The organism is Shewanella sp. ENK2 (assembly GCF_043568515.1).
GTDB classification, from domain to species: Bacteria; Pseudomonadota; Gammaproteobacteria; order Enterobacterales; family Shewanellaceae; genus Shewanella; species Shewanella japonica.
In genome coordinates this window covers 4,821,795-4,843,321 of the sequence record NZ_CP171406.1, presented here as the reverse complement: position 1 = coordinate 4,843,321, position 21,527 = coordinate 4,821,795, and the positions used below count along the sequence as shown (strand labels likewise).

Annotated in this window: 22 protein-coding genes; 14 read left to right on the top strand and 8 right to left on the bottom strand. The window is 39.4% G+C overall.

Features of this window, described 5'->3' with window-relative positions:
- Nucleotides 1–405 precede the first annotated feature (405 nt).
- Complete coding sequence (gene nagZ, locus ACGEDC_RS21155) at nucleotides 406–1,425, top strand: beta-N-acetylhexosaminidase (RefSeq protein WP_394495626.1); 1,020 nt, start codon at nucleotides 406–408, stop codon at nucleotides 1,423–1,425.
- Nucleotides 1,426–1,554: 129 nt separating this feature from the next.
- Here nagZ and ACGEDC_RS21150 read toward each other — a convergent pair whose 3' ends face one another.
- From ACGEDC_RS21150 to ACGEDC_RS21140, 3 genes are all read right to left on the bottom strand, one after another.
- Nucleotides 1,555–2,592, bottom strand: coding sequence for a peptidoglycan binding protein CsiV (locus tag ACGEDC_RS21150; protein ID WP_394495624.1), 1,038 nt, complete (start codon nucleotides 2,590–2,592; stop codon nucleotides 1,555–1,557).
- Nucleotides 2,592–6,074 carry a transcription-repair coupling factor gene (gene mfd / locus ACGEDC_RS21145; RefSeq protein WP_394495622.1) on the bottom strand — a complete coding sequence of 1,161 codons (3,483 nt, stop codon included), beginning with the start codon at nucleotides 6,072–6,074 and terminating at the stop codon, nucleotides 2,592–2,594. Before mfd ends, ACGEDC_RS21150 begins: the two co-directional genes overlap by 1 nt.
- Before the next feature lie 170 nt (nucleotides 6,075–6,244).
- Nucleotides 6,245–6,823, bottom strand: a complete 579-nt coding sequence (locus tag ACGEDC_RS21140) for a PilZ domain-containing protein (RefSeq protein WP_080916005.1) — start codon at nucleotides 6,821–6,823, stop codon at nucleotides 6,245–6,247.
- 163 nt (nucleotides 6,824–6,986) lie between these two features.
- Here ACGEDC_RS21140 and ACGEDC_RS21135 point away from each other — a divergent pair, with 163 nt between their 5' ends.
- The 3 genes from ACGEDC_RS21135 to lolE are packed head-to-tail and all read left to right on the top strand — an operon-like array spanning nucleotide 6,987 to nucleotide 10,194.
- Nucleotides 6,987–8,219 (top strand): lipoprotein-releasing ABC transporter permease subunit, encoded by a 1,233-nt coding sequence (locus ACGEDC_RS21135; RefSeq protein ID WP_119969654.1) that lies wholly within the window; start codon nucleotides 6,987–6,989, stop codon nucleotides 8,217–8,219.
- Nucleotides 8,219–8,947: a lipoprotein-releasing ABC transporter ATP-binding protein LolD gene (lolD, locus tag ACGEDC_RS21130; protein ID WP_394495618.1), complete on the top strand. Its 729-nt coding sequence runs from the start codon at nucleotides 8,219–8,221 to the stop codon at nucleotides 8,945–8,947. The genes ACGEDC_RS21135 and lolD overlap by 1 nt, the downstream gene beginning before the upstream one ends.
- On the top strand, nucleotides 8,947–10,194 hold the full coding sequence (lolE, locus tag ACGEDC_RS21125) for a lipoprotein-releasing ABC transporter permease subunit LolE (RefSeq protein WP_080916002.1): 1,248 nt from the start codon (nucleotides 8,947–8,949) through the stop codon (nucleotides 10,192–10,194). Before lolD ends, lolE begins: the two co-directional genes overlap by 1 nt.
- A 44-nt stretch (nucleotides 10,195–10,238) precedes the next feature.
- On the opposite strand, the gene ACGEDC_RS21120 is transcribed toward lolE, so the two are convergent.
- Nucleotides 10,239–10,670, bottom strand: coding sequence for a hypothetical protein (locus tag ACGEDC_RS21120; RefSeq protein ID WP_055026280.1), 432 nt, complete (start codon nucleotides 10,668–10,670; stop codon nucleotides 10,239–10,241).
- A gap of 144 nt (nucleotides 10,671–10,814) precedes the next feature.
- Here ACGEDC_RS21120 and ACGEDC_RS21115 point away from each other — a divergent pair, with 144 nt between their 5' ends.
- A complete protein-coding gene (locus ACGEDC_RS21115; protein WP_055026279.1) occupies nucleotides 10,815–11,387 on the top strand; it encodes a DUF924 family protein in 573 nt (190 codons plus the stop codon).
- Between the two features lie 313 nt (nucleotides 11,388–11,700).
- On the opposite strand, the gene ACGEDC_RS21110 is transcribed toward ACGEDC_RS21115, so the two are convergent.
- The gene (locus ACGEDC_RS21110; RefSeq protein WP_394495615.1) at nucleotides 11,701–11,829 is read right to left on the bottom strand and encodes a phage integrase N-terminal SAM-like domain-containing protein; all 129 of its coding nucleotides are present in this window, start codon (nucleotides 11,827–11,829) and stop codon (nucleotides 11,701–11,703) included.
- Between the two features lie 373 nt (nucleotides 11,830–12,202).
- On the opposite strand from ACGEDC_RS21110, the gene ACGEDC_RS21105 reads away from it, so the two are divergent.
- The 6 genes from ACGEDC_RS21105 to ACGEDC_RS21080 all read left to right on the top strand — a co-directional run bounded on the left by ACGEDC_RS21105 (nucleotide 12,203) and on the right by ACGEDC_RS21080 (nucleotide 14,851).
- On the top strand, nucleotides 12,203–12,532 hold the full coding sequence (locus ACGEDC_RS21105; RefSeq protein WP_394495613.1) for a hypothetical protein: 330 nt from the start codon (nucleotides 12,203–12,205) through the stop codon (nucleotides 12,530–12,532).
- Entirely contained in the window at nucleotides 12,529–12,792 is a 264-nt protein-coding gene (locus ACGEDC_RS21100) for a hypothetical protein (RefSeq protein ID WP_394495611.1), read from the top strand. The genes ACGEDC_RS21105 and ACGEDC_RS21100 overlap by 4 nt, the downstream gene beginning before the upstream one ends.
- Nucleotides 12,793–12,857: 65 nt before the next feature.
- A complete protein-coding gene (locus ACGEDC_RS21095) occupies nucleotides 12,858–13,322 on the top strand; it encodes a GNAT family N-acetyltransferase (protein ID WP_394495609.1) in 465 nt (154 codons plus the stop codon).
- A 109-nt stretch (nucleotides 13,323–13,431) separates the two neighbouring features.
- A complete protein-coding gene (locus ACGEDC_RS21090; protein ID WP_394495607.1) occupies nucleotides 13,432–13,626 on the top strand; it encodes a hypothetical protein in 195 nt (64 codons plus the stop codon).
- 285 nt (nucleotides 13,627–13,911) lie between these two features.
- On the top strand, nucleotides 13,912–14,427 hold the full coding sequence (locus tag ACGEDC_RS21085) for a hypothetical protein (protein ID WP_394495605.1): 516 nt from the start codon (nucleotides 13,912–13,914) through the stop codon (nucleotides 14,425–14,427).
- A gap of 127 nt (nucleotides 14,428–14,554) precedes the next feature.
- Nucleotides 14,555–14,851 (top strand): hypothetical protein, encoded by a 297-nt coding sequence (locus ACGEDC_RS21080; RefSeq protein WP_394495603.1) that lies wholly within the window; start codon nucleotides 14,555–14,557, stop codon nucleotides 14,849–14,851.
- A gap of 383 nt (nucleotides 14,852–15,234) precedes the next feature.
- Here the strand turns inward: ACGEDC_RS21080 and ACGEDC_RS21075 are convergent, their stop codons facing one another.
- A complete protein-coding gene (locus ACGEDC_RS21075; protein WP_394498445.1) occupies nucleotides 15,235–16,239 on the bottom strand; it encodes an IS110 family transposase in 1,005 nt (334 codons plus the stop codon).
- A 137-nt stretch (nucleotides 16,240–16,376) separates the two neighbouring features.
- Here ACGEDC_RS21075 and ACGEDC_RS21070 point away from each other — a divergent pair, with 137 nt between their 5' ends.
- The gene (locus ACGEDC_RS21070) at nucleotides 16,377–16,814 is read left to right on the top strand and encodes a T6SS immunity protein Tdi1 domain-containing protein (protein ID WP_394495601.1); all 438 of its coding nucleotides are present in this window, start codon (nucleotides 16,377–16,379) and stop codon (nucleotides 16,812–16,814) included.
- A 164-nt stretch (nucleotides 16,815–16,978) separates the two neighbouring features.
- On the top strand, nucleotides 16,979–17,695 hold the full coding sequence (locus ACGEDC_RS21065; protein WP_394495599.1) for a hypothetical protein: 717 nt from the start codon (nucleotides 16,979–16,981) through the stop codon (nucleotides 17,693–17,695).
- A gap of 505 nt (nucleotides 17,696–18,200) precedes the next feature.
- On the opposite strand, the gene ACGEDC_RS21060 is transcribed toward ACGEDC_RS21065, so the two are convergent.
- Nucleotides 18,201–19,244, bottom strand: a complete 1,044-nt coding sequence (locus tag ACGEDC_RS21060) for an IS110 family transposase (RefSeq protein ID WP_394495597.1) — start codon at nucleotides 19,242–19,244, stop codon at nucleotides 18,201–18,203.
- Between the two features lie 192 nt (nucleotides 19,245–19,436).
- Here ACGEDC_RS21060 and ACGEDC_RS21055 point away from each other — a divergent pair, with 192 nt between their 5' ends.
- Complete coding sequence (locus ACGEDC_RS21055) at nucleotides 19,437–19,904, top strand: nuclear transport factor 2 family protein (RefSeq protein WP_065107808.1); 468 nt, start codon at nucleotides 19,437–19,439, stop codon at nucleotides 19,902–19,904.
- 729 nt (nucleotides 19,905–20,633) lie between these two features.
- Here the strand turns inward: ACGEDC_RS21055 and ACGEDC_RS21050 are convergent.
- Nucleotides 20,634–21,443, bottom strand: a complete 810-nt coding sequence (locus tag ACGEDC_RS21050; protein ID WP_394495595.1) for a helix-turn-helix domain-containing protein — start codon at nucleotides 21,441–21,443, stop codon at nucleotides 20,634–20,636.
- Nucleotides 21,444–21,527 lie beyond the last annotated feature (84 nt).

Sequence of the window (21,527 nt, the reverse complement as noted above, 5' to 3'; positions counted from 1 at the left end):
ACCTTTAATTCAGTCGTTTTTTATTATAGTCGTTTATTATATTCGTCGTGTCGTTTGAGATAGATTTGTCAGCATAAGAGCCTGCGCCAATGTGTCACTATATGCAGATAACAAAACAAGTAATAGGCGGGTTGTTTTCGTTATTAACTGTTTCTCTATAGGAGATTTCTCTGCATAATAGTCGCCACTAAACATGTTTAGATTAATGGCTTAAACATAATCTAGGTTCAAATCACGATAGTTATTTTACTGAGTATCCCATACTTTTTACGAGTTCGTTCATTAGATTTTTTTATGCGACATACTTCACATTAGTTGAGGTTATTGCAAGGGGGAGCTCAAGGGTGACTATTCATAAATATGAACAATTATGAGGTTGTACTGCCAATATAAACAGGAGCTCTCGTGAGTTATTTAATGATGGATTTAGCTGGCCATAGCGTTAGCGAAGAAGAGGCGAGCTTACTCTCGCATCCACAAGTTGGCGGAATTATTTTATTTACCCGCAATTTTTCTAATAAAACACAATTGATTGCCTTAATTAAATCTGTTCGGCAAATACGTCCTGAATTATTGATTGCTGTTGATCATGAAGGTGGCCGAGTACAACGGTTTAGAGAGGGCTTTTCACTTATTCCTGCCATGGGGGATATATTACCCGCAGCCGCTGGAGACATAACACTTGCGCAAAGCTGGAGTAAAGAACTGGGCTTTTTGATGGCAGTTGAATTACTTGCTTGTGACATTGATTTAAGTTTTGCTCCAGTGCTAGATGTAAACGGCATTAGTGATGTGATTGGCAAACGCAGTTTTAGTGCCGAACCTAGTCAAGTGAGCGCGCTGGCTGAATCGTTTATTGAAGGAATGAATGAAGCAGGGATGGCCGCAGTAGGGAAACATTTTCCTGGTCACGGCAGTGTTAAAGCGGATACCCATGTTGCTATGGCAGAAGACAATCGAAGCCAAGCACAAATTTTTGAACATGATATGGTCCCTTTTAAGCAACTCATGGGTAAAAAATTACTCAATGGGGTGATGCCAGCGCATGTGGTTTATAGTCAGTTAGACCCCAATCCTGCTGGTTTTTCTTCTTTTTGGCTGCAAAAGGTATTAAGGCAAGAGCTTGAATTTGATGGAGTGATATTCTCTGACGACTTAGGTATGAAAGGAGCTTCTTTTGCGGGAGATTATCTCGGTAGGGCTAAAGCGGCATTAACAGCGGGTTGTGACATGATTTTAGTGTGCAATGACTCCGAAGGCGTTAACACGCTTTTAGCTAATTTTGAATGGCCGCAAACACCACCAAGTGTTAATGCGACCAAGCTTAAAGCAAATAAGGAGCAAGTCATGAGCGCCTTAGCTTCTGAGGAGCGTTGGCAAAAAGCCCAGCAACTTGCCAATCAAATAACACACTCACAAGCGTAAACTGGCCAATAAAAAACCGAATGACATAAACAGATTTGTTCATGTGCATTCGGTTTAGTGATACTAATGCTAACGGAATCGTTTGCTCAACATCTGACCAGACTATATTAGATTCAATCAGTTTTGCGCTTACTTTAATGATTCATGGCTTGCATTGCCTTCAGTCATCAATGTCGGAGTATCATCACTAAGTGGTTGAGCACTTTCCTCAAGCGATTCTTCCAAAACTAGATCTTCTGGCTTAGTGGTTGTCGGTTGTTCCATTTTTCTAATTTGCATCACAATCCCCATTTTAGGGTGGTCAAAGTAGTGGATTTCACCTGATCTTACTCGTCTGTTTTGCACCATAGGGATAGATTGCAAAAATGGACTTAATACTTTTTCATTTTCCGCTTGGGTGCTGTATTGATAGTAATCATTTTGCACCACTTCTTTTTGGATGGGTTTACGAAGCGCCAGTCGTGTTTCGATAAATAAATAATGACTTAAGTAAATATTGATATTGCCATCAAGCTCCCACACTGGGGTCGTTTTGGGTTCATCAATAAAGCTGCCAAATGATGAATTGAAATCAAAAGTTGAAAACTCATCTTCTTGCTGTTCTGTGACTGGGTTGCCAGCGTATTCGAACTGTTCTGAAAAATCTTTACCTGCGTAGATGCGAATCGGTTTGGCACGGTTGCGGGATTGCATATCTTGTTGCCATGTCATATGCAATAAACTACGCACGTCTCGTTCACGCTTTACAGCGCTGATTATCTCAGCAAATTGGCTCTGGGACTCAGCTAATAAAATTGGCCCTTCACCTAAATAGGCGACTTGAGGTTCATCGGCAGCAATAGAAAAAGGCACCTGACTTGGGAAGGTGGTTTTATTGGCACTGACCAATGGATCTTGGCAATCAACTTCACCACTCGTCCAGTCTGTTGATGTGCAGCCTGATAACCCTAATGCAACGCCAGTGATGTCGTTACTGATCATAGGGGTAATTAAGTCGACATTTTTGCGATTGGGCGCAACTGCGGCATTTTCTTGCCATTGTTCTAGGCTGTTAGATTGTCTTTCAAACACGAAAACTTCGACTTCAAACCACGACTTGGCTTGAACACTTAATGACGAACTTATCGCTGTGATAGCGACAATAGATATAACAAGGTTACGCAGCACTAGTGGGTTTCTCCAATACGGTGTTGAGCTAATTGTTCTAGTAACGTCTTCACTAAGTCTAGACGTTGTTTGCTGGTTTCAGCAGGGATAGTGAACTTTAACTTATTTGAGCCTTCCATTCGATAAATTTGTGGCTGGCTTTGTAATAAACCAATGATGAACATAGGATCTATTTTATGGTCGTCATTAAACTCTATGCTACCACCTTTGGCATGCATCTCAATCTTACTGACGCCTAACGCTGTTGCTTGGTGTTTGTATAAGGTTAGTTCCATTAAGTTGCGAGTAGGATCTGGCAGTAGACCAAATCTATCAATGAATTCAACTTTGAGTTCATCTAGCATTTTTTCAGTTTCGCAATTGGCAATACGTTTATATAAAGACAAACGCATATTAACGTCTGACACATAGTCATCAGGGAGTAGGGCTGGAATACGTAATTCAATCTCACATTGTGAATTTAGCATGTAAGCTAGCGACGGCTCTTTGCCTTCTTTTAATGCTTTAACTGCTGATTCCAGCATTTCCATATATAGACTAAAACCAATTTTAGAAATATGGCCGCTTTGCTCGTCACCTAAGAGCTCGCCCGCACCACGAATCTCTAAATCTTGTGTGGCTAACATAAAGCCCGCGCCTAAATCTTCTAAGGCATCAATTGCGGCGAGTCGTTTACGAGCATCTGCGCTCATTAATTTTGGATGTGGCGTCATTAAATAGGCATAAGCTTGGTGATGCGAGCGACCCACGCGTCCCCGTAATTGGTGCAATTGTGCAAGCCCAAATTTATCAGCACGATCGATAATGATTGTGTTGGCGCTAGGTACATCGATACCGGTCTCAATAATGGTTGTACATACTAATACGTTAAATCGTTGGTGGTAAAACTCTGACATGACTTTCTCAAGTTCACGTTCTCGCATTTGACCATGAGCGGTAACGACGCGAGATTCAGGTAATAATTCGCGAATGTCTTGGGCACATTTTTCAATGGTTTCGACATTATTGTGCAAGAAGTAAACTTGGCCACCACGCAGTATTTCCCGCAGTATAGCTTCACGTACCGTTGCAATATCGTACTCACGAACAAAGGTTTTTACAGCTAAGCGTTTTGCTGGTGGGGTTGCGATAATAGATAAATCTCGCATCCCCGACATTGCCATATTTAAGGTTCGTGGGATTGGGGTTGCTGTTAATGTCAGGATATCAACATTTGCCCGAAGTGCTTTAATTTTTTCTTTTTGACGGACACCAAATCGATGTTCTTCATCAATGACAAGTAAGCCTAAATTGTCAAAGTTGGCTTCAGCTTGGAGTAATTTATGGGTACCAATAACAATATCGACTTTGCCTTCAGACAATTGTTTAAGCACCCCATTTTGCTCTTTTACAGAGCGAAAACGTGACATGACCTCAATGACGACAGGCCAGTCTGCAAACCGATCTTTAAAGTTTTCATAATGCTGCTGAGCAAGCAGGGTGGTTGGTACTAATACTACCACTTGTTTGCCAGCATTGACCGCGACAAAAGCTGCTCGCATAGCAACTTCAGTTTTACCAAAACCGACATCACCACAAACCAGTCTATCCATGGCCATTGGCGCTTGCATATCGTCAAGCACTGCTTCGATTGCGGTTTCTTGATCGACAGTTTCTTCAAAAGGAAAACCTTGAGAAAATTGGGCATATTCTTCAGCTTCAATTTTCATTGCATCGCCAGGTCTGGCTTGTCTTCGGGCGTAAACATCGAGTAATTCAGCGGCAACATCACGAATTTTCTCAATGGCTTTTTTCTTGGCTTTAGCCCACGTTTCGTTACCTAGTTTATTTAAGGTTGGGCTTTCATCGGCGCCCACGCTGTAACGACTAATTAGGTGCAGTGAAGATACTGGAACATATAATTTATCGCCGCCAGTATATTCAAGCTGTAAGTACTCAGCGACTAAACCACCAGTATCAAGTGTGACTAAGCCTTGATATAGCGCAACACCGTGTTCAAGGTGAACGATAGGTTCACCGACTTTTAATTCAGCTAAATTTTTGACTAATACATCAGAGCTGACTTGCTTTTGTTTTTCTCTACGTCGTTGCTGAGAAATCCGTTGTCCGAATAATTCAGTTTCACAAATAACGCTGATATCACCTTTAGGCGTATCGTGAATAACACAGCCTCGTGATAGCGGCGAGACAATTAACCCAATAGGATCTTTTGCCTTGATGTAGTCATCTAAATGATTGAACAACTTAGGCTTAATATCGATTTTGCCTAGCAACTCAATTAATGCTTCACGTCGACCTTCTGATTCAGCACAGAACACCAATTGTTGATGTGTTTGATTATATTCTTGCAGACTGATTAATGGCTGCTTGAGTTTGTGATTGGCATTGATATCAGGCAGTGCAGACACACTAGCGTGTTGCGCTTTGTCATTTTCATCACTAGGAAGAGCAAATTGCGAGCGCTGATAGCGCTTGAATTGTGCAAATAACTCATCGATGAGCAGATACAGTTCTTGTGGCGCGAGTAAGGGGCGTAAAGGATCAACTCTACGGTCTTCATAGCGGCTGTTGATTTCACTTAAATGGTGCTGACTTGCTTGTTCAATATCACCCAGTGTAATGAGCTGAGTGTTCTCTGGAATATAATCAAACAGATTGGCTGTTTCATCAAAAAACAGTGGTAGGTAATTCTCAATACCCGCAGGCATAAGGTTTCTACTCACGAGCTGGTAAACCGACTCTGCTTCTTTTGAGATGACCTCAAATCGACGACGGTAACGCTGCCTAAAGCCTTCGATTCCGGCACTGTCAGTAGGAAACTCTTTTGCTGGCAGCATTCTTACTGCGTCTATTTCTTGCTGAGAACGCTGGGTTTCAGCATCAAAGTATCGAATTGATTCGACTTCATCGTCAAATAACTCAATTCTTAATGGTTGATCTGACCCCGTCGGAAAAATGTCTAGAATAGAACCACGAATCGCAAATTCGCCGTGCTCGTATACTTGGTCAACAATGTAATAACCGGTATCTGTTAAATGTTGTCTTACTTGTTGGAGACTATAAGTGTCGCCTTTTTTCAGCAACATGACATTTGCAGTTAAAAATGATTTAGGCGGCAGTTTAACCATGAGCGTGTTAACTGGCACAATAATTACATTGTGTTGTGTTTGGCTCATTTGCGCTAAGGTTTCTAACCGTTGAGAAATCAAATCTTGGTGCGGTGAAAAACTGTCGTAAGGCAAGGTTTCTCTGTCAGGAAACAAGCAGACATTGACGTCGTAATGAGACAATAAGTAACCGAGTTCAACTTCAAGTTGTAGCGCTGCTGGCGTATCACTTGTGACAATGAGAGTTGTGCCAGAATGTTGCTGAATTAAACTCGACAGGGTAATGGCTTGAGATACGCCCCCGAGTGTTGCTAATGTCTGAAATTGTTGGCCTTTTTTTACACTAGGCGGTGTTAAAACGCTAAAATTCTTCATTGAATTATTAAGTTTACTTCTGTCAATGTGTGATGTTCCAGCCGATACTAATAAGGGACTCAATAGTAAAAGTATTGGTAACGGATATGAATAAAAGCAAGCATCCTCATTGCCTTTATTATTGGCTTACTATTATAAGCTAGCCAATAACAAGTTGCAGGCAAATATTATTAGTCAGAGACTTGTTGGCGACTTTGTTTTCGCATTTTCAACATTTTTTGCTGCACATTTAAACTGGCTTTGACGAGTTGCTCTACATCAGAGTCGAGTATCTGGCTAAATTCGAATGTTACAAGGTAGCCGTTTTCGGTGCTTTGGCACTGACTGACTTGGCATAAACATAATATCGCAACGAGTTCACTGCTGATGTAAATCGAAGATTTAAAGTAATCGCCAATGGTAAGGGGAGCAGGGCTGACGATGCTTATACCGCTGCCACCAAATTGGGTACCTTGATAACGCTCACCCGATTGCACTTCTTTTTCTAACACATGCTGTAACACTAAATCGACTTTACGTGACTGTAATTTTAAAAAGTCGACCACAGCTTTTGCTTCATTATCTAATTGACGTAGCTGCAATAAGCAATTGGCTTCAAGTTCTTTGACTTCTGACAACAGCTTAAGCCCGACAGACTGCATTGAGCGAAGATCCTCTTCTGTTGGGATAGCGTTAGATTCAGGCCAAGTTTCCAAATAAACATTGAATTGATGAGGCACAGTAAAATATGCGTTAGATTCAGTGAACAAGGTTTGCCTCTTTATTTATCAAACTAATACCCCTATTATCATGCCCATCTTTATCATTTAGCAAGTTTTAGCCTGCTTACGTAAATAAACGGCTGTTTTTCATGCATAATAGACTCACTAAGCCGTTATATTTACTTTCTACACTCGGGGTGCCGTTTCCTTTATGAACTTTCGGTTTTCATTATTCATTGGCTATCGCTACTGGCGAACCAGAAAAGCGAATGCGTTCGCATCCTTCATTACCTTTTTTGCCGTATCAGGTATCTTTTTAGGTGTTGCTGCACTGATTATTGTTAGCTCTGTGATGAATGGGCTAGAAGGTCAACTTAAACAGCGTATTTTAGGTGCAGTTCCGCAATTAACTTTAGTTTCTGAAGCTGGGTTTAATGATTGGCAAGGTGATACCAGTATTATTGTTCAGCAAAATGGTATCCATGGCATTGCTCCATCAGTAACCACCCAGGCGATGGTGCAATCCAATCAAAATATCAGCGCAGTTCAAGTGTATGGGGTTTTTCCAGAATATGAACAGGACTTATCTGCAATTATCGCAAATACCTATTCAAGTGCGTTTGAGCAGCTACAAGCGGGTAGTTATAACATTGTTTTAGGCAGTGAATTAGCCCGTAAACTGTCTATTAATATTGGTGATAAAGTCAGATTATTAAGCGGTGATGGAGTGGTTTACTCTCCGTTAGGACCGGTACCTAGTCAGCGTAAATTTACCGTGGCTGGCGTATTTGAAATGGGATCACAAGTTGATGCCGCACTTGCGTATGTTCATTACCAAGATGCAAGGCGATTAATGCGAATTAACCCTAAAGAGATTAACGAGCTAAGAGTGTATTTAGCTGATCCGTTTTCTGCACCGCAAGTGGGTGAGAAAATCACTGCAGATCTCGCTCAACAAGGCATATCAATTACCACTCGTGATTGGCGTGAAGGGTTCGGACACTTGTTTGCAGCCGTTAAAATGGAAAAGAACATGATGTCGCTGATGTTATCGCTAATTGTTGCCGTTGCAGCATTTAACATTGTGTCAGCGCTAGTGATGATGGTGATAGACAAAACTACCGATGTCGCAGTGTTAAAAACACAAGGTTTAACCACTCAAGCGGTGATGAACATTTTTATCGTTCAAGGCTCACTGAATGCCATTATTGGCCTCGCACTTGGTGCAATTGTGGGTGTAATGATTACGTTGAATTTGAATATTATTTTAAATGTGCTGGGCATATCAGTTTTAGGCGCAGGGCAAATGCTACCTGTTGAGGTATCACTAAGCCAAATTAGTATAATTGTGGTGGGCACGCTAGCAATGACATTAATTGCCACAATTTATCCAGCATTAACCGCTGCGCGGGTTCAGCCTGCCACTGCTTTGAGATATGAATAATGAATGATAAAACCTCAGTGATCCTGCAAGTAAGCCAAGTTTGTAAACAGTTTCATGACGGTGAAACGACAACAAAAGTGCTGTCAAATGTCGATTTGAGTGTTTACAAAGGTGAACAACTGGCCATTGTGGGGAGTTCTGGCTCAGGTAAAAGTACCTTGCTGCATATTATGGGCACTTTAGATATTCCAACATCGGGTGAAGTGACACTGGATGGTGAGAATTTGTATACCTTATCGGCATCAAGACAAGCTGAAATTCGCAATCAGGATTTAGGCTTTATTTATCAGTTTCATCATTTATTGCCTGAATTTTCAGCGATTGAAAATGTGGCGATGCCAGCCTTCATTCAAGGTCGTGATAAAAAACAAACGTTACAAGAAGCGCAGGCATTACTTGAAAGAGTAGGGCTAGGTCATCGACTTCAACATATACCCGCACAACTATCTGGTGGCGAGCGCCAGCGTGTAGCCATTGCTAGAGCGTTAATCAACAAACCTAAGCTTGTTTTGGCTGATGAGCCTACAGGCAACCTTGATGCAAGCAGTGGCGATAGTGTATACGAGCTTATTCGTGAACTTGCCCATCAACTTGGCACAGCGTTTGTTGTCGTAACCCATGATTATAAATTAGCGGCGAAAATGGATCGCCAGCTAACAATGAAAGATGGAGTACTACAAGACATGGCTGATATTTCGGTTCAACCACCAGCAGCGGACAAGCATTAATGAAGTCTTTATTACCGCTAACGATAGGTTGGCGATTTTATCGCGCTAGACAATCGAATGGTTTTATTGGATTTATTTCTTTTGCCTCTACAGCAGGGATTGCCCTTGGTGTGGCTGTATTAATTCTGGTTCTTTCTGCAATGAATGGCTTTGAAAGAGAATTAGAACAACGTTTGTTAGGTGTGGTCTCCCATGGTGAGTTGTTAAGCGTTAATGAGCCGCTACATGATTGGCAAGCGATTGCTGAAACAGCCACACATATGCCAGATATTGTTGCTACAGCGCCATTTATCAGAATGCAGGGATTAGTGCAAAAACCGGGTGGTTTCCAAGGAATTGTGCTTAACGGTATTGAGCCTAAATATGAGCAGTCAGTTTCAACTCTTGCTGAATTTATGCCAGAAGAAACATGGAATACCTTATCAGTAGCTGAAAATAATATCGTTTTAGGTCGTTCGTTACTCGATAAATTGGGTTTAGATATTGGCGATACCTTATCCATGTATACACCTGATATGAGCCAATCAAATACATTGTCGGCAGCAAAGAGTCATCGCTTTATTGTTGCGGGAGTTTATGATGTTGGTGGCGAAATAGAGTCAACACAGGCTTATGTTTCAATGGCATATTTAGCTAACATTCTTAAACTGCCAGCCAATTCAGCAACAGGGCTTAGGATCACGGTTAATAATGTATTTAGTGCGCCACGCATTACTCGAGATTTAGGCTATGCCCAAAGTCAGTACTTACATTTAAATAATTGGACTCGCTCACAAGGGCATTTGTATCAAGATATTCAACTTGTGAGAATGGTAATGTATTTGGTGCTGGCTCTGGTGATTGCTGTGGCTTGTTTTAATATTGTGTCTACGCTTGTGATGGCTGTCAGGGACAAAAGCTCTGAAATTGCTATTTTGATGACCATGGGGCTAAAACGACCAGCAATAATGTCAATATTTATTATGCAAGGTGGCTTGAATGGCTTTTTAGGCTGCACTATCGGCGCTGTAATTGGGGTGTTGTTAGCAACGAACCTGAGTGCTATCGCCAGTGCAATAGAGCAAACTTTAGGAATACAGTTACTCGCTTCTGATATTTATTTTATTGATTTTTTACCTTCTCAACTACAACAGCAAGATGTCATAGTTGTTGTGGCAATGGGGTTAGTCATGAGTTTATTAGCGACAATTTACCCCGCTTATAAAGCAACAAAAATAGCACCTGCTACAGCTTTAGCTGGCCGATAAAGGCAAAAATAAACGCGCTGAGGCGCGTTTATTTTGTTGCCTCACTATTCAAATCGACTTTTAACAGCATCCCAAATACCTAAAGAGGTGTCAGGAAATAGGTCTATACCTAACCAAGACTTCAATAGATATAAAAGTAATAAGCCGAATAAGGTACTCATCAAAATAAACCCTCCGATGGTGGCAAACATCATTAACATCGACATATTCTTTTCTCGACGGGTGTAAGCACGCTTGTTTTTACCCAGTAAAAAAACGTAATAAAATCGCCATTTGATAAAGGGAAATTTAAAGGTTCCTCGACTATCTAAAAAATGGCCTCCCCAAGTATTTGGGCCTAAGGCCATTTTTATTGCATTGAGCTGTTCATCAGTAAAGGTTTCTGCAATATTTGAAGGACTGCGCTTGAGCACTTTTTCGATAAGAGGATCTTGTCTGATAGACTTGCTGGAAGACGTGTCGGGAGTATTAGCCATATTAGGTCCATAATTCCTACTATCAAATGACTTAGTAAAAGATGACTAAGTGTCTAAATTAAACCTAGCATATATTTGTTGAGTTATTGAAATTAGTCATGAAAATGAAGATAAATGACGAATAAAACAATAAAGGATTAGTTGATGAGTAATTGCATAATAAGTCATGAATTGAATGGCGATGCTGCCAACATTATTCAGTTTTGGTTTACTGATATTGACTCCGATTTATGGTTTACAAAAGACAAGGGATTTGATGCGACGATTAAGCAACAATTTAATCATTTTCACCGTCAAGCTATAGCCGGAGAGTTATTCCATTGGCGTAATACTGCGTTAGGTCGTTTAGCAGAAATCATCGTATTAGATCAATTCTCAAGAAACCTTTATCGAGATTCATCCAAAGCCTTTGCTTCTGACTCACTGGCTTTAGTATTGGCGCAAGAAGCTATTCATTGTGGTGACGATAAACGGCTCAAGCCGACAGAGCGAAGTTTTTTGTATATGCCTTTCATGCACAGCGAATCACTATCGATTCACCAGCAAGCATTAACGTTATTTAAACAAGATGGCTTGGAGTCTAATTATCAATTTGAGCTAAAACACCTAGCGATTATCGAAAGGTTTGGACGATACCCTCATAGAAACATGCTGTTAGGCCGTGAATCTACAGAAGAAGAACTAAGGTTTTTACAGCAACCGGGTAGCCGTTTTTAAAGCGGACTTCCATGTGGAGACAAATTGGGTAAAGGAAACTTTGATCATTAATCAAGGATAATTACCTTTTCTATACATCTGTATATATTTGTGTGTGATTGGCGGCGGTTGTACAGGTGTATAGTTAGTGTCGCAACTATTATTCCCCGGTGATATTAAATGAGCGAGTTATTAAATAGACATGGTTTCTCGCGAGTGTAGCCACGACATTAACCTAATAGTGCAGAAGGAATTGCAACCCACTCAAACCTCGCGTTTTCGAGAATTGCTTCTTCTTGATGTGGTAAGTTATTGAATGAATTGCCACCCATTGTTAATGGTTCTTATCATTAAATATAATAAATGCCTTAATCCAAAATAAGTAAACCTTCTCAGTTTTTATACTGTAGCGTCGAGTACGTAATTCTTTTCTAACAGATTCAATAAATGGCGACGAAGACATAAATCCCTACTGGTATAGTGCTGTATGTATATACAGTTATATGTCAATATTGCTTAAATGCAAACTTTGCTTCTCGTTATGTAAATAACCAAATTCTCATTTTAAATTTTTATCACATATTAAGTATATGAAAATAAAAAGACTTTTTATCATAATTGTTTACATAACGACCCCAAATAATTCTCGGTTAACTCAATTCTCGCTTTTATCCATAGTTAAGCTGGTTGATTTAGTTAATGGTGGCTGTTAAGTTATTAAAATTATTAATAAATAAAGCTTTATGCGATTAAAGTTTGGTAAAGCTCCCAAGAGTGTTTATCGGAATTCTCGCTAATAAGCTGTTATGTTGCTCACATGGAGGTCATCAAAAATCATGAGTAAATTTTTCACATTTTTAAAAGTGATTTTTACTTTGCTGTTCATAGCTGCCATTACTTATGGCTTTTATGTTGGGTTAAAAGAAGTATGGGATGTTTTCAAAGCTGTTGACCCCAAATTAGGTGCAGGAATGATTGCAGCTTCAGCAACTGTCATAGTTTCTGTGGTTACTGTAGTCTTCTCGAAACGCCAAGAACATAAAATTGATATTCAAAATCAGCTTAGAGAAAAAAGGTTCCAGTTTACGAGAGGATTATTGAGTTTATTTTTCTTATTACATTTTCAGAAAAGCTTGGTAAAAAGCAGCCTTCTGAAAAAGAAATGATTAAGTTTTTTGCTGACACAACAAGAGATTTAGTAATCTGGGGTTCAAAGGATATTGTCAAAGCATTTGGTGATTTCAGAGATGACTTAACAGAATTACCTAACAATCAGGATCCTGCAAATATACTTGCTACAGTTGAAGATTTGCTTTTTGCTATTCGCAAAGATCTTGGTCATCAGCATATTGGCACAAAACGTGGTGACATTTTAAGGCTTTACATCAATGATTTACCACTACATTTTCCGCAACATAACAAGTAAATCCAGGTGACGCCTACGGCGCACCTGATTTAGGCGTTATACGTTTAATCGGAATATAAACTCATATGAGTAATCAATCAGTTAGAAAAGCAACCTTAAAAGATTTATCTCTAATACAAAACATTGCTCGCAAAACTATAGATAAATGCTACCGCAATTTTTTGGGCGATGAAGGCGTAGACTGGTACATTAATAGCGGTGAATCAGATAAAGAACTCGAAAACAACATTTCTAATTGCTACATCCTAGAAGAAAGTAGCAATATTTTAGGGTTTGCTATTTTTTTCGATGATCTAATACATTTAATGATGATTGATGAAAAGCTACATCGCTCAGGTTTGGGCTCGACTCTTTTATCTTGCGTAGAAAATAAACTAAATGAAACTGGCAATGCAAATATTAAACTGGAAACTTTTGAGGGTAATACTCAAGCCATTAATTTTTATTTGAAAAATGGCTGGGTTATCAGCAAAAAAGAAACAGACCCTGATTATGGCTTTGTACGTGTATTTTTTGAGAAAAACGTATAACAAGTCGTTAAAGCAGGACAAATAACAGTTGGCTTTTGCTCCTGCGTCGCTTATTTTAGCCAACATATTATTTGCCTCTTAACGAGGCGTTATGTGTCTAGGAGACTCAATGGATTCTGAACCTCGTTATTCCAATTATTCGTTAGAAGAGTTATATGATGTTTTAGAGCATATTGACCATGATAAGTATCCAGAACGAGTTGAAAAAATAAAAGAAATAATCCAAGTAAAGCGAATAGAAGAACCAGAAAAAAAGAAAGCAAGAAATTTACACCAAAAGAAAAATATCTGTTTTCAATGTTAATTTTAAGTCTGGTAATAATTGCTACTCTAGTGCTTGGGCTTATCCCTATGAAAGGACTGTCATGGATAACTAAAGAAGAAAAGCCTCTTTATTATTGGGCAATTGTTTCCGGGTTGACTGTCTGGACTTTATTTTATGTAAATAAGTACAGAAAGGTGTAATAGCCACATAACAAGTCAATTAAGAACGGACGCAAAACGCTTGGCTTGTGTTCGTTCCTCACAAATTATAGCCAAGCATTTTGCGCCGCTTATTGAGGCGTTATGTGGTTAATCGAGTTTATTTATGAATGCGTCAGATTGGATTATAGAAAATTTAGAGCATCCTGAGGTGTTAGAGTCAAATACTCTTAACTCTTTGGGAAACTTCACGATGATGTGGGCAATATTTGAAGCATCAGAAGGTGAAGAGCGAAATAATATGCTCGGTCAAATTACTTTATTTTCAAATAGAATAGCCGAACACGCTCCAGTAACACTAATCGATGAAGAATTTTCATATTGGAAAGATCGATATATTGCAAACGGAGAACAAACTAATAAATTTAGACACCTCCGTTTATCTGACGCAAGACAGGAAGAACTTTTATTAACAACGCTTTCATCTGAGCACCCAACTTTTAGGGATAAACTAGAAAGCTGCTTATTAATCGTATACCGCTATCGAAATAATATGTTTCACGGAATGAAAGATGTAAGAAAGCTTAACGATCAAAAGAATAACTTTTTAATGGCAACAAGCTTGTTGCAAAAAGTGTTACCGTTTGGAAGGGCTTATTGGTTAGGGTTTCCACAGCTATAAACCACATAACAAGCGCCTAAACAAAGGACGCAAAATCTTGGCTTGCGTCACTTCGTTCCTAATTTTAGCCAAGCCTTTTTCGCCTGTTAGGCGGGCGTTATATACCTTTTCTAGCATGGAGGCGTAATTGAAACTAATCGCTATTATTCTGGGTTTTATTGCCTGCTTTTTTGCTGGTTCTTATTGGCAAAAATATCAATTATTAGAATCTGGACCAGCTCAATTAACTGAACCACTGCTCCTGCAATCAAATCCCAGCGCAATCGGCGAGTTACCCGAAGGTACGATACTTTACCCTTATTCAAGTGACGGTGGCATCGAAACATTTGTTGTGTTTGTAAGTACCAAGAGTTTAGATTTATTAATTCCTCATAAATTTGAGCAAAAGTTTACAGTAGCTCCAATTGACGGGTATGTTGAATAAGGTATATAACAAGTCATTAAAGCGGGACTGCTAAAGCTTGGCTCAGTTCCGCTTCGCTACACAAGTTTAGCCAAGCATTTATCAGCCCCTTAATGGGGCTACATGGACTCCCCTTTGTCAAGCAATAGTAATCCGACAACAACAGTGGATCTGACAGCAGCTCTACATTCGGCGTTTGTTTAGCTTGCTGCCTAAACAGCTTTTGGCTATAGCCCTGATGATTTGCGCTTGAGCAAAGATCTCATTCGTTAAACAGTATTACTGACTTTTTCAAGCAAGATGTACTTCCCAACTAACCAGATTCAATTACTCTCGGTCTGACCGTGTTATCGTCAATTGCTAATGCGTCGACTCGGTGGGGTTAACCGTTTTGGTTAAACCTTTTACGTTTTTACATAGTTAACTTGGTATTCTTGACCTGACTGGAGCAGAGACCAAATTAATCGTGCATTTTTAGCCGCTAAAGCGACTACGGCTCGTTTAAAACCTCTTCGTTCAATAATGGCTTTAATCCATAAACTGGTTCTATCCATTTTATTAGTACAGTTTGCGATGACAGCGCGAGCACCATGTATTAAGGAGGTGCGGATATGCTTCTCACCGCGTTTACTTATTCTGCCTAACGTAGGCTTTCCGCCTGTTGAATACTGCTTAGGTACCAAGCCTATCCACGCTGCAAATTGGCGACTAGTTGAAAAGTGTTTTGCATCGCTGACTGTGGCTACAACTGCTGTAGCAGTGACTTCGCCGATGCCTGGAATAGTCATTAATCGCTTGGCATCTTTCATTTGATTAGCAAGGGCATAAAGCTTTCTATCAGATTTCAATATGTCTTGATTTTGTAATTTGATGCTTTGCCATAGGTCATCGAGTAATTGGCGTGCTAAAGCAGGTAAAGCGTTGTTAGTATCTTCAAGAATGCCAACAATGTGTTTTTGAGCGGGATAACGGCCTTTAGGCATAATAATACCGAACTCAGATAATAGACCACGAAGCCGATTAATCATGGCTGTACGGTCTTTGATTTGACCTTGCCTAATGCGGTGTAGACATAGCACGGCTTGTTGTTCTTCGCTTTTAATGCTGACAAAGCGTGTTTTAGGTCTTGTAACTGCTTCACAAATTGCTTCAGCGTCATTGGCATCGTTCTTTTCACTTTGGCGATAAGGGATAACAAATTTAGATGCCATGATACGTACATCGTGACCGTATTTAGTAAACTCCCTTGCCCAATAATGCGCACCAGAACAAGCTTCCATTCCAATGATACAAGGTGGAATGTTAGCGATTTTCTCTAATAACTTGTTTCTTTTAACTGTTTGCTTTAGTTTGGTTTTACCGTATTCGTCTACACCATGAATGCTAAAAACTAATTTGGCGCTTTTGATTTAATAAAGAGTGATGCCAATTGCTTTAATTAAGGACATATGGACTCTCCTTGATTGAATGTTTGCACTTTCAATATGGCACATAGTGGCCATTTGGTAAGGGGAGTCCATATCATTCGTTATACGCAAGGGTAAATATGAGCATTATCGAGGAAATCAAACAATCATGGGGTTGGGTAGGAATTGATCCTATACAAGTCGTTGGTGAAAATGATTTCGGTAATCTCATGATTGAGGATTCGAACGGTAAATATTGGAGGCTCTGTCCTGAAGATGTTTACTGTGAGATTGTCGCTTCGTCTAGAGAAGAACTTGACCAGTTATCCTCGGACCAAGAGTTTTTAGAAGACTGGTATATGCAAGCGTTAGTCGAGCAAGCGAAAGAAAACCTAGGAGCTTTGAACGAAGGGTACAAATACTGCCTTGTGACTCCAGGCGCTCTTGGTGGTGAGTATGCTATTTCGAATATTAAAACTGCGCCACTAATTGAAATGGTGCGTTTCTCAGGCCATGTTGCGCTTCAAATCAAAGATCTTCCTGATGGAGCCCAAATCGAACTAAAGGTTGTAGACTAAGTGCGTATAACAAGGCCACCAAAAATCGCCCGCGAGCGGGTTGGACCTCCGTTGCATTGCTCGTTTTGCGCTTTTTCGCTACGCTAGCGCAAAACAATCAATACAACTCCGGCCTTTTATGGCGGCGTTAGCATGCAACGTAGAATTGAGGTTCATCGTATCAAATGGAATTTACATACACACTTACAGGACTAATTCATCCCGAAAGAGCAGATGTTAACGTAAGTCATACAACGATAGAGTTTGAAGGAAATAAAGGTAAAGTAGGTTTTTCGATTTACAAATCAAAGATTGCTTTTACTTATCAATCAAATGAAGCTTTAAATTCAAAAGGATTCAATGCTTTAAAACTCTTTGCAGAAGAGAACGTACGAGCGGTTATTGATTCTTTGGGGTTCTTAATTGGATGTGGCTATGATGTAGAAATAATTCAAGGAATTGACAATAGAAATGATGGTCATTTAGTTTTTGGTGTCGAGGAAGGTTATCTGAAAGAGCTTAACTTCATCGAAGAAATACCAACCATGGAGTTAATAAAAATAACCAATAGCGAATTTGGAATTTTTCTTAAAAGGTGTTTTGGTGATTTAAGGTTAGCTATAAGGTCATCAAAAGATAGCCCATTTTATTGTTACAGAGCAATAGAGTGTTTAATGCATTATTTTAAAAGCGATGACTTAAGCAAAAAACAAGCATGGGAAAAATTCAGGAATCAGCTAGAAGTAAGCTTGGATGATATCATGTATATAAAGGATATTTCAGATCCATTGAGGCATGGTAACCCTAAAGAAAAGCCAAGCTATGATAGAAAGGTTTTGCTAACTAGCACTTGGAATATTGTCTTTAAGTTCATTAAGTTTTCTAAAACTAATCTGGGTTAAAAAGCACATATGAGCCTTCCGCCAGTCAATAGGCGAGCCTAACTTATTTGACTGCTTTTGCAGTCAAATTAAAATCAATCAACAAATTCATCTACTTCGTCTGTCATTTAGCTGTCAAATCATCGTTTACAGCAAACACATATAGAGGCTCTCTTAGTGCGATATTATCGCTGCCTGCCGCTTTTCAATCCTTTGAAATATCAGGGGCACTAGACATTTATCGGTTAACCCTAAGATGGCACTATTCAAGTCAGAGGTGCTTTGTGCACAGTTAGTTTCAGGCTCATTTAAGGTGTAAACGACTTTGGTGATTGTACTCATTAATGCGCGCCAATAAGGTGTCACTCTTTTTAAAATCAAGTGGAGTCGATGTAGCTTAAATCGCATTTGGCATAGTGATGATGGTGAGAAGTCATTGCTTCATTAGTCACATCATTCACAGTCATGCTCGCTTCTCTTTTTCAAGAGTATCTAGTTAGGTGTTCAGCTCACCTTATTGCGCGACTTATCCTTTTAAGAATCGTTGTTCATCAAACACCGTTTTGTTCTTCAACATGAAATAAACACAGCGGCCAAGCTTATGAGCCAGTGCTGATAATGCTTTAGCCTTACTCATTCTCTTTTGTAATCGATTAAGATAATGACGGGCTTTATCATTGCCTCGCAGGTAGAGCACAGCAGCTTCAGAGAATGCCCACTTTAAATGAGCATTACCGATTTTATTGCCATTAGTGCCATAGGTTTTGCCCGCAGACTCAGCTTTGCATTTGACTAAACGAGAGTATGAGGCAAATTTTTGTACCGATTCAAATCGGGCTACATCACCGATTTCATACAAAATTGTTAGCGATAAAATCTTACCAATACCTGGTACGGTTTTAAGCAATTCTAGATACACTGGGTTATGGTTTTTAGCCTGCTTTTCAATGAACCATTGAACTTGAGCGAGTTCCTTGGCATAGCAATCAAGGAGAGCCATGTCTAAATCGATATTACGCTGCACGATAGGGTTTTGATATTGCTCGCGTAGCTTTTGTCTAGCAGAGATGTTTTTAAGGTTTAGGCCAGTGGCTGGCAAGTTGTATTGGCTGTTGGTGTTAACCACATGACCTTTGAGCATGGCGCCGTGACGGACAATCTTCATTCGTCGACGCAACAGATCTCGGGCAGCACGCATTTCACTTGGATAATCGTAGGCAATTGGAAAGTTGCCACCACGTAGTAGTGTGGCAATTTTAAAAGAATCGATTTTATCGTTTTTGGTTTTACCACCGTGAATGGCCTTCATATAAAGGGCATGGCCTAGAACAAAGTCGATGCCGAGTTCAGCACACCAATCAGGTACCCAGTACCAACAATGCATGCACTCAACCCCGACAATGACATTGCCGATATAGGGTTCGAGTATGAGTAGTAAGTCATCTTTGTTAGCCCCAATCTTTTTGTGAGCGACAACTTCCCCTTTAGAATCAATGATGCAGACATAGAGTAAACGTGCATGTAAATCAATACCACAGTAGTATGGATGTGAGTTATTATAAAATCTCATTGAGCTTTCTCCTGTTGGTTTGGTCACCTTAAGCATACCGCTGATGCGGCTTGCTAGGGAGGAGGCTCAATGATTATCAAGTTACCCAAAAGGACGCAAAACGTTTGGCTTGTGCTTATACGTAGATAATTTTGGCCAGGCATTTATGCGTACATTAGTACGCGTTATGTAAATCTTAGAAAAGGAGTTCTAATGAACAAACTATTGATACTTTCATTGACTATTTTGTTTTCCGGTTCGTTATTAGCTAATGACTCAAAAATAGATCTCGATGCGTTTGCGAAGTTGTATTTTGATAAAATGGTCGCCACGCAAAGCCCGACAGCTACAAAAAAAGAATTAGAAGAATATTTAGCATTATTAACCGACGATGTTGGTCACTCGCATTTGCCTTGGGTTACTGATGATTCTCGCTTACCGTCTGGTAAAAGTGATATGCGTAAAGGGATGACATTCTATTTAGGTGCTCATACTGAGTACAAAGCTGAATTATTAGACGTATTTGCTTTCAATCAATCAGCCATTGCCATTAGATATAAAGACTATGCTAAAGGTATTCACCCTCAAAGTAATCAGCCTATTGAGTACTCTCAAACAATGATGGAAGTACTAGAAATTGAGGATGGAAAAGTGGCTGTCATTCGTAAATATCACGAATAAATTCACATTAAAGGCGCTCAAGAGCGGACAAATACAGTTAGCCTTGTATGTTCCTTGCTTATTTCCCCTAAAGAAGGTGAATTTTAAAAAATCGTCTTTGATAATTGGGAATGTGGTTTCTATGAGAGAAACGGTATCGTAACTTCGACTTGGTATAACGATTCGGCAGGTAGAGAAACTGAAGAAGGCATTAATTCAAGGGGCACTCGCTATTTAAATCGTTACGGTGAAATTGATGATTGGGAAGCTGGAATTAGTAACGGTTGGATTCAGTTTTTCATAAATCATACATCAGGTGTAAATATGGCTTACATAAAGATGTTATTCGCTTTAACAGCATTAGATAGTTCAACACGTTAGTCATATATCTGAACATCTACCAGAATTAGTGCAGTGGCTATCATTGTCACCAGGCTATAAATGTTCTAGAAAGTTGGGCTGACTTAGTTAATGTGAGTGCTGATAAGATGGTAGACGCCTAATTAAGCCAAGTTGAAGCTAGTGGTTATTGATGTATTTTCTATTGCAAATTCAGTGATTAAGTTTGCTGTTGGATGAATCTGGGTAGTGTTCATACCGGTAAAGCTTACACAGAAAAGACAGCGACTTGTGATACATCGTTTATCCAAGGCGCTATACTTTTTTGCGTAACTCTTATAAATCGACTGACTATAAATCGACAAACTATAAATCGATTAGCAGTAAATCGATCAGAGATAAATAGATTGATTAGTCATTGTGCTGTTCGAAACGAAGCAAGGCTAAATCATCATTACTGTCTAAGACGTGCTTAACAAACGGGTTATTGAAAATAACCTCACTCTTACCAGCGTGCAGTGTAATAGGTGAGTCATTTTTAATTTCTTCAAGGTAAATATCATTGAGCATATGGCTGTAATATTTAATAAAGCTTGGTATAACTAACATTAAGTCAGATGACAATGTCTGGATGAATTTAAAGATATTCATTTTAATGTTTTTATCGATAGCGACCACACTGGCTAACTTAATTAAACCGTTTTGTGCTGCGCAAAAGGCCAAATGCCCGATGATTGAATTATTGTAGTAAAAGCAGACTACTTTTAGTCTTTTACAGTTAATGTGCTCGATGGTTTCATTAAAGTCATATCCACTTTGAGACGCATGTGCGTTATAGATTAATGCTTTCTCATCTTCAGTCATTTCATCAAACCAAAACTCTTTGATTTGATTGATATTATAATTATAAATATTCGGTTTTTCATTGATAGCAGTTTTGTGCTTACGTGCCTTGATAACCACTTTCAATTCATGTTCGTCATATTGATAACATTGGTTGAAGAAGTTGGCTAAACCGACTCTGCGATTTAGCGAAGGCAAAATAGTGCCTTTTTCCCATAAACTGACCATTGACTGATTGATGTTTTTAAATAAGCTATGGTTAGTCGCTAAATCATCGGCAAGTGATTGCTGAGATAAGCGGTATGATTTACGAAACTGTCTTAATACGGTAGCAAAGTTTTCTTTGCAAAAAACTGCTTCATTGAGCTGTGTCGTCACTATCTTCCCCTGGATACATATGTGAAATGGATTGTGTTATTAAATAGACGACGCAAATCCTAGTTAACATATGTGACGAGTGCT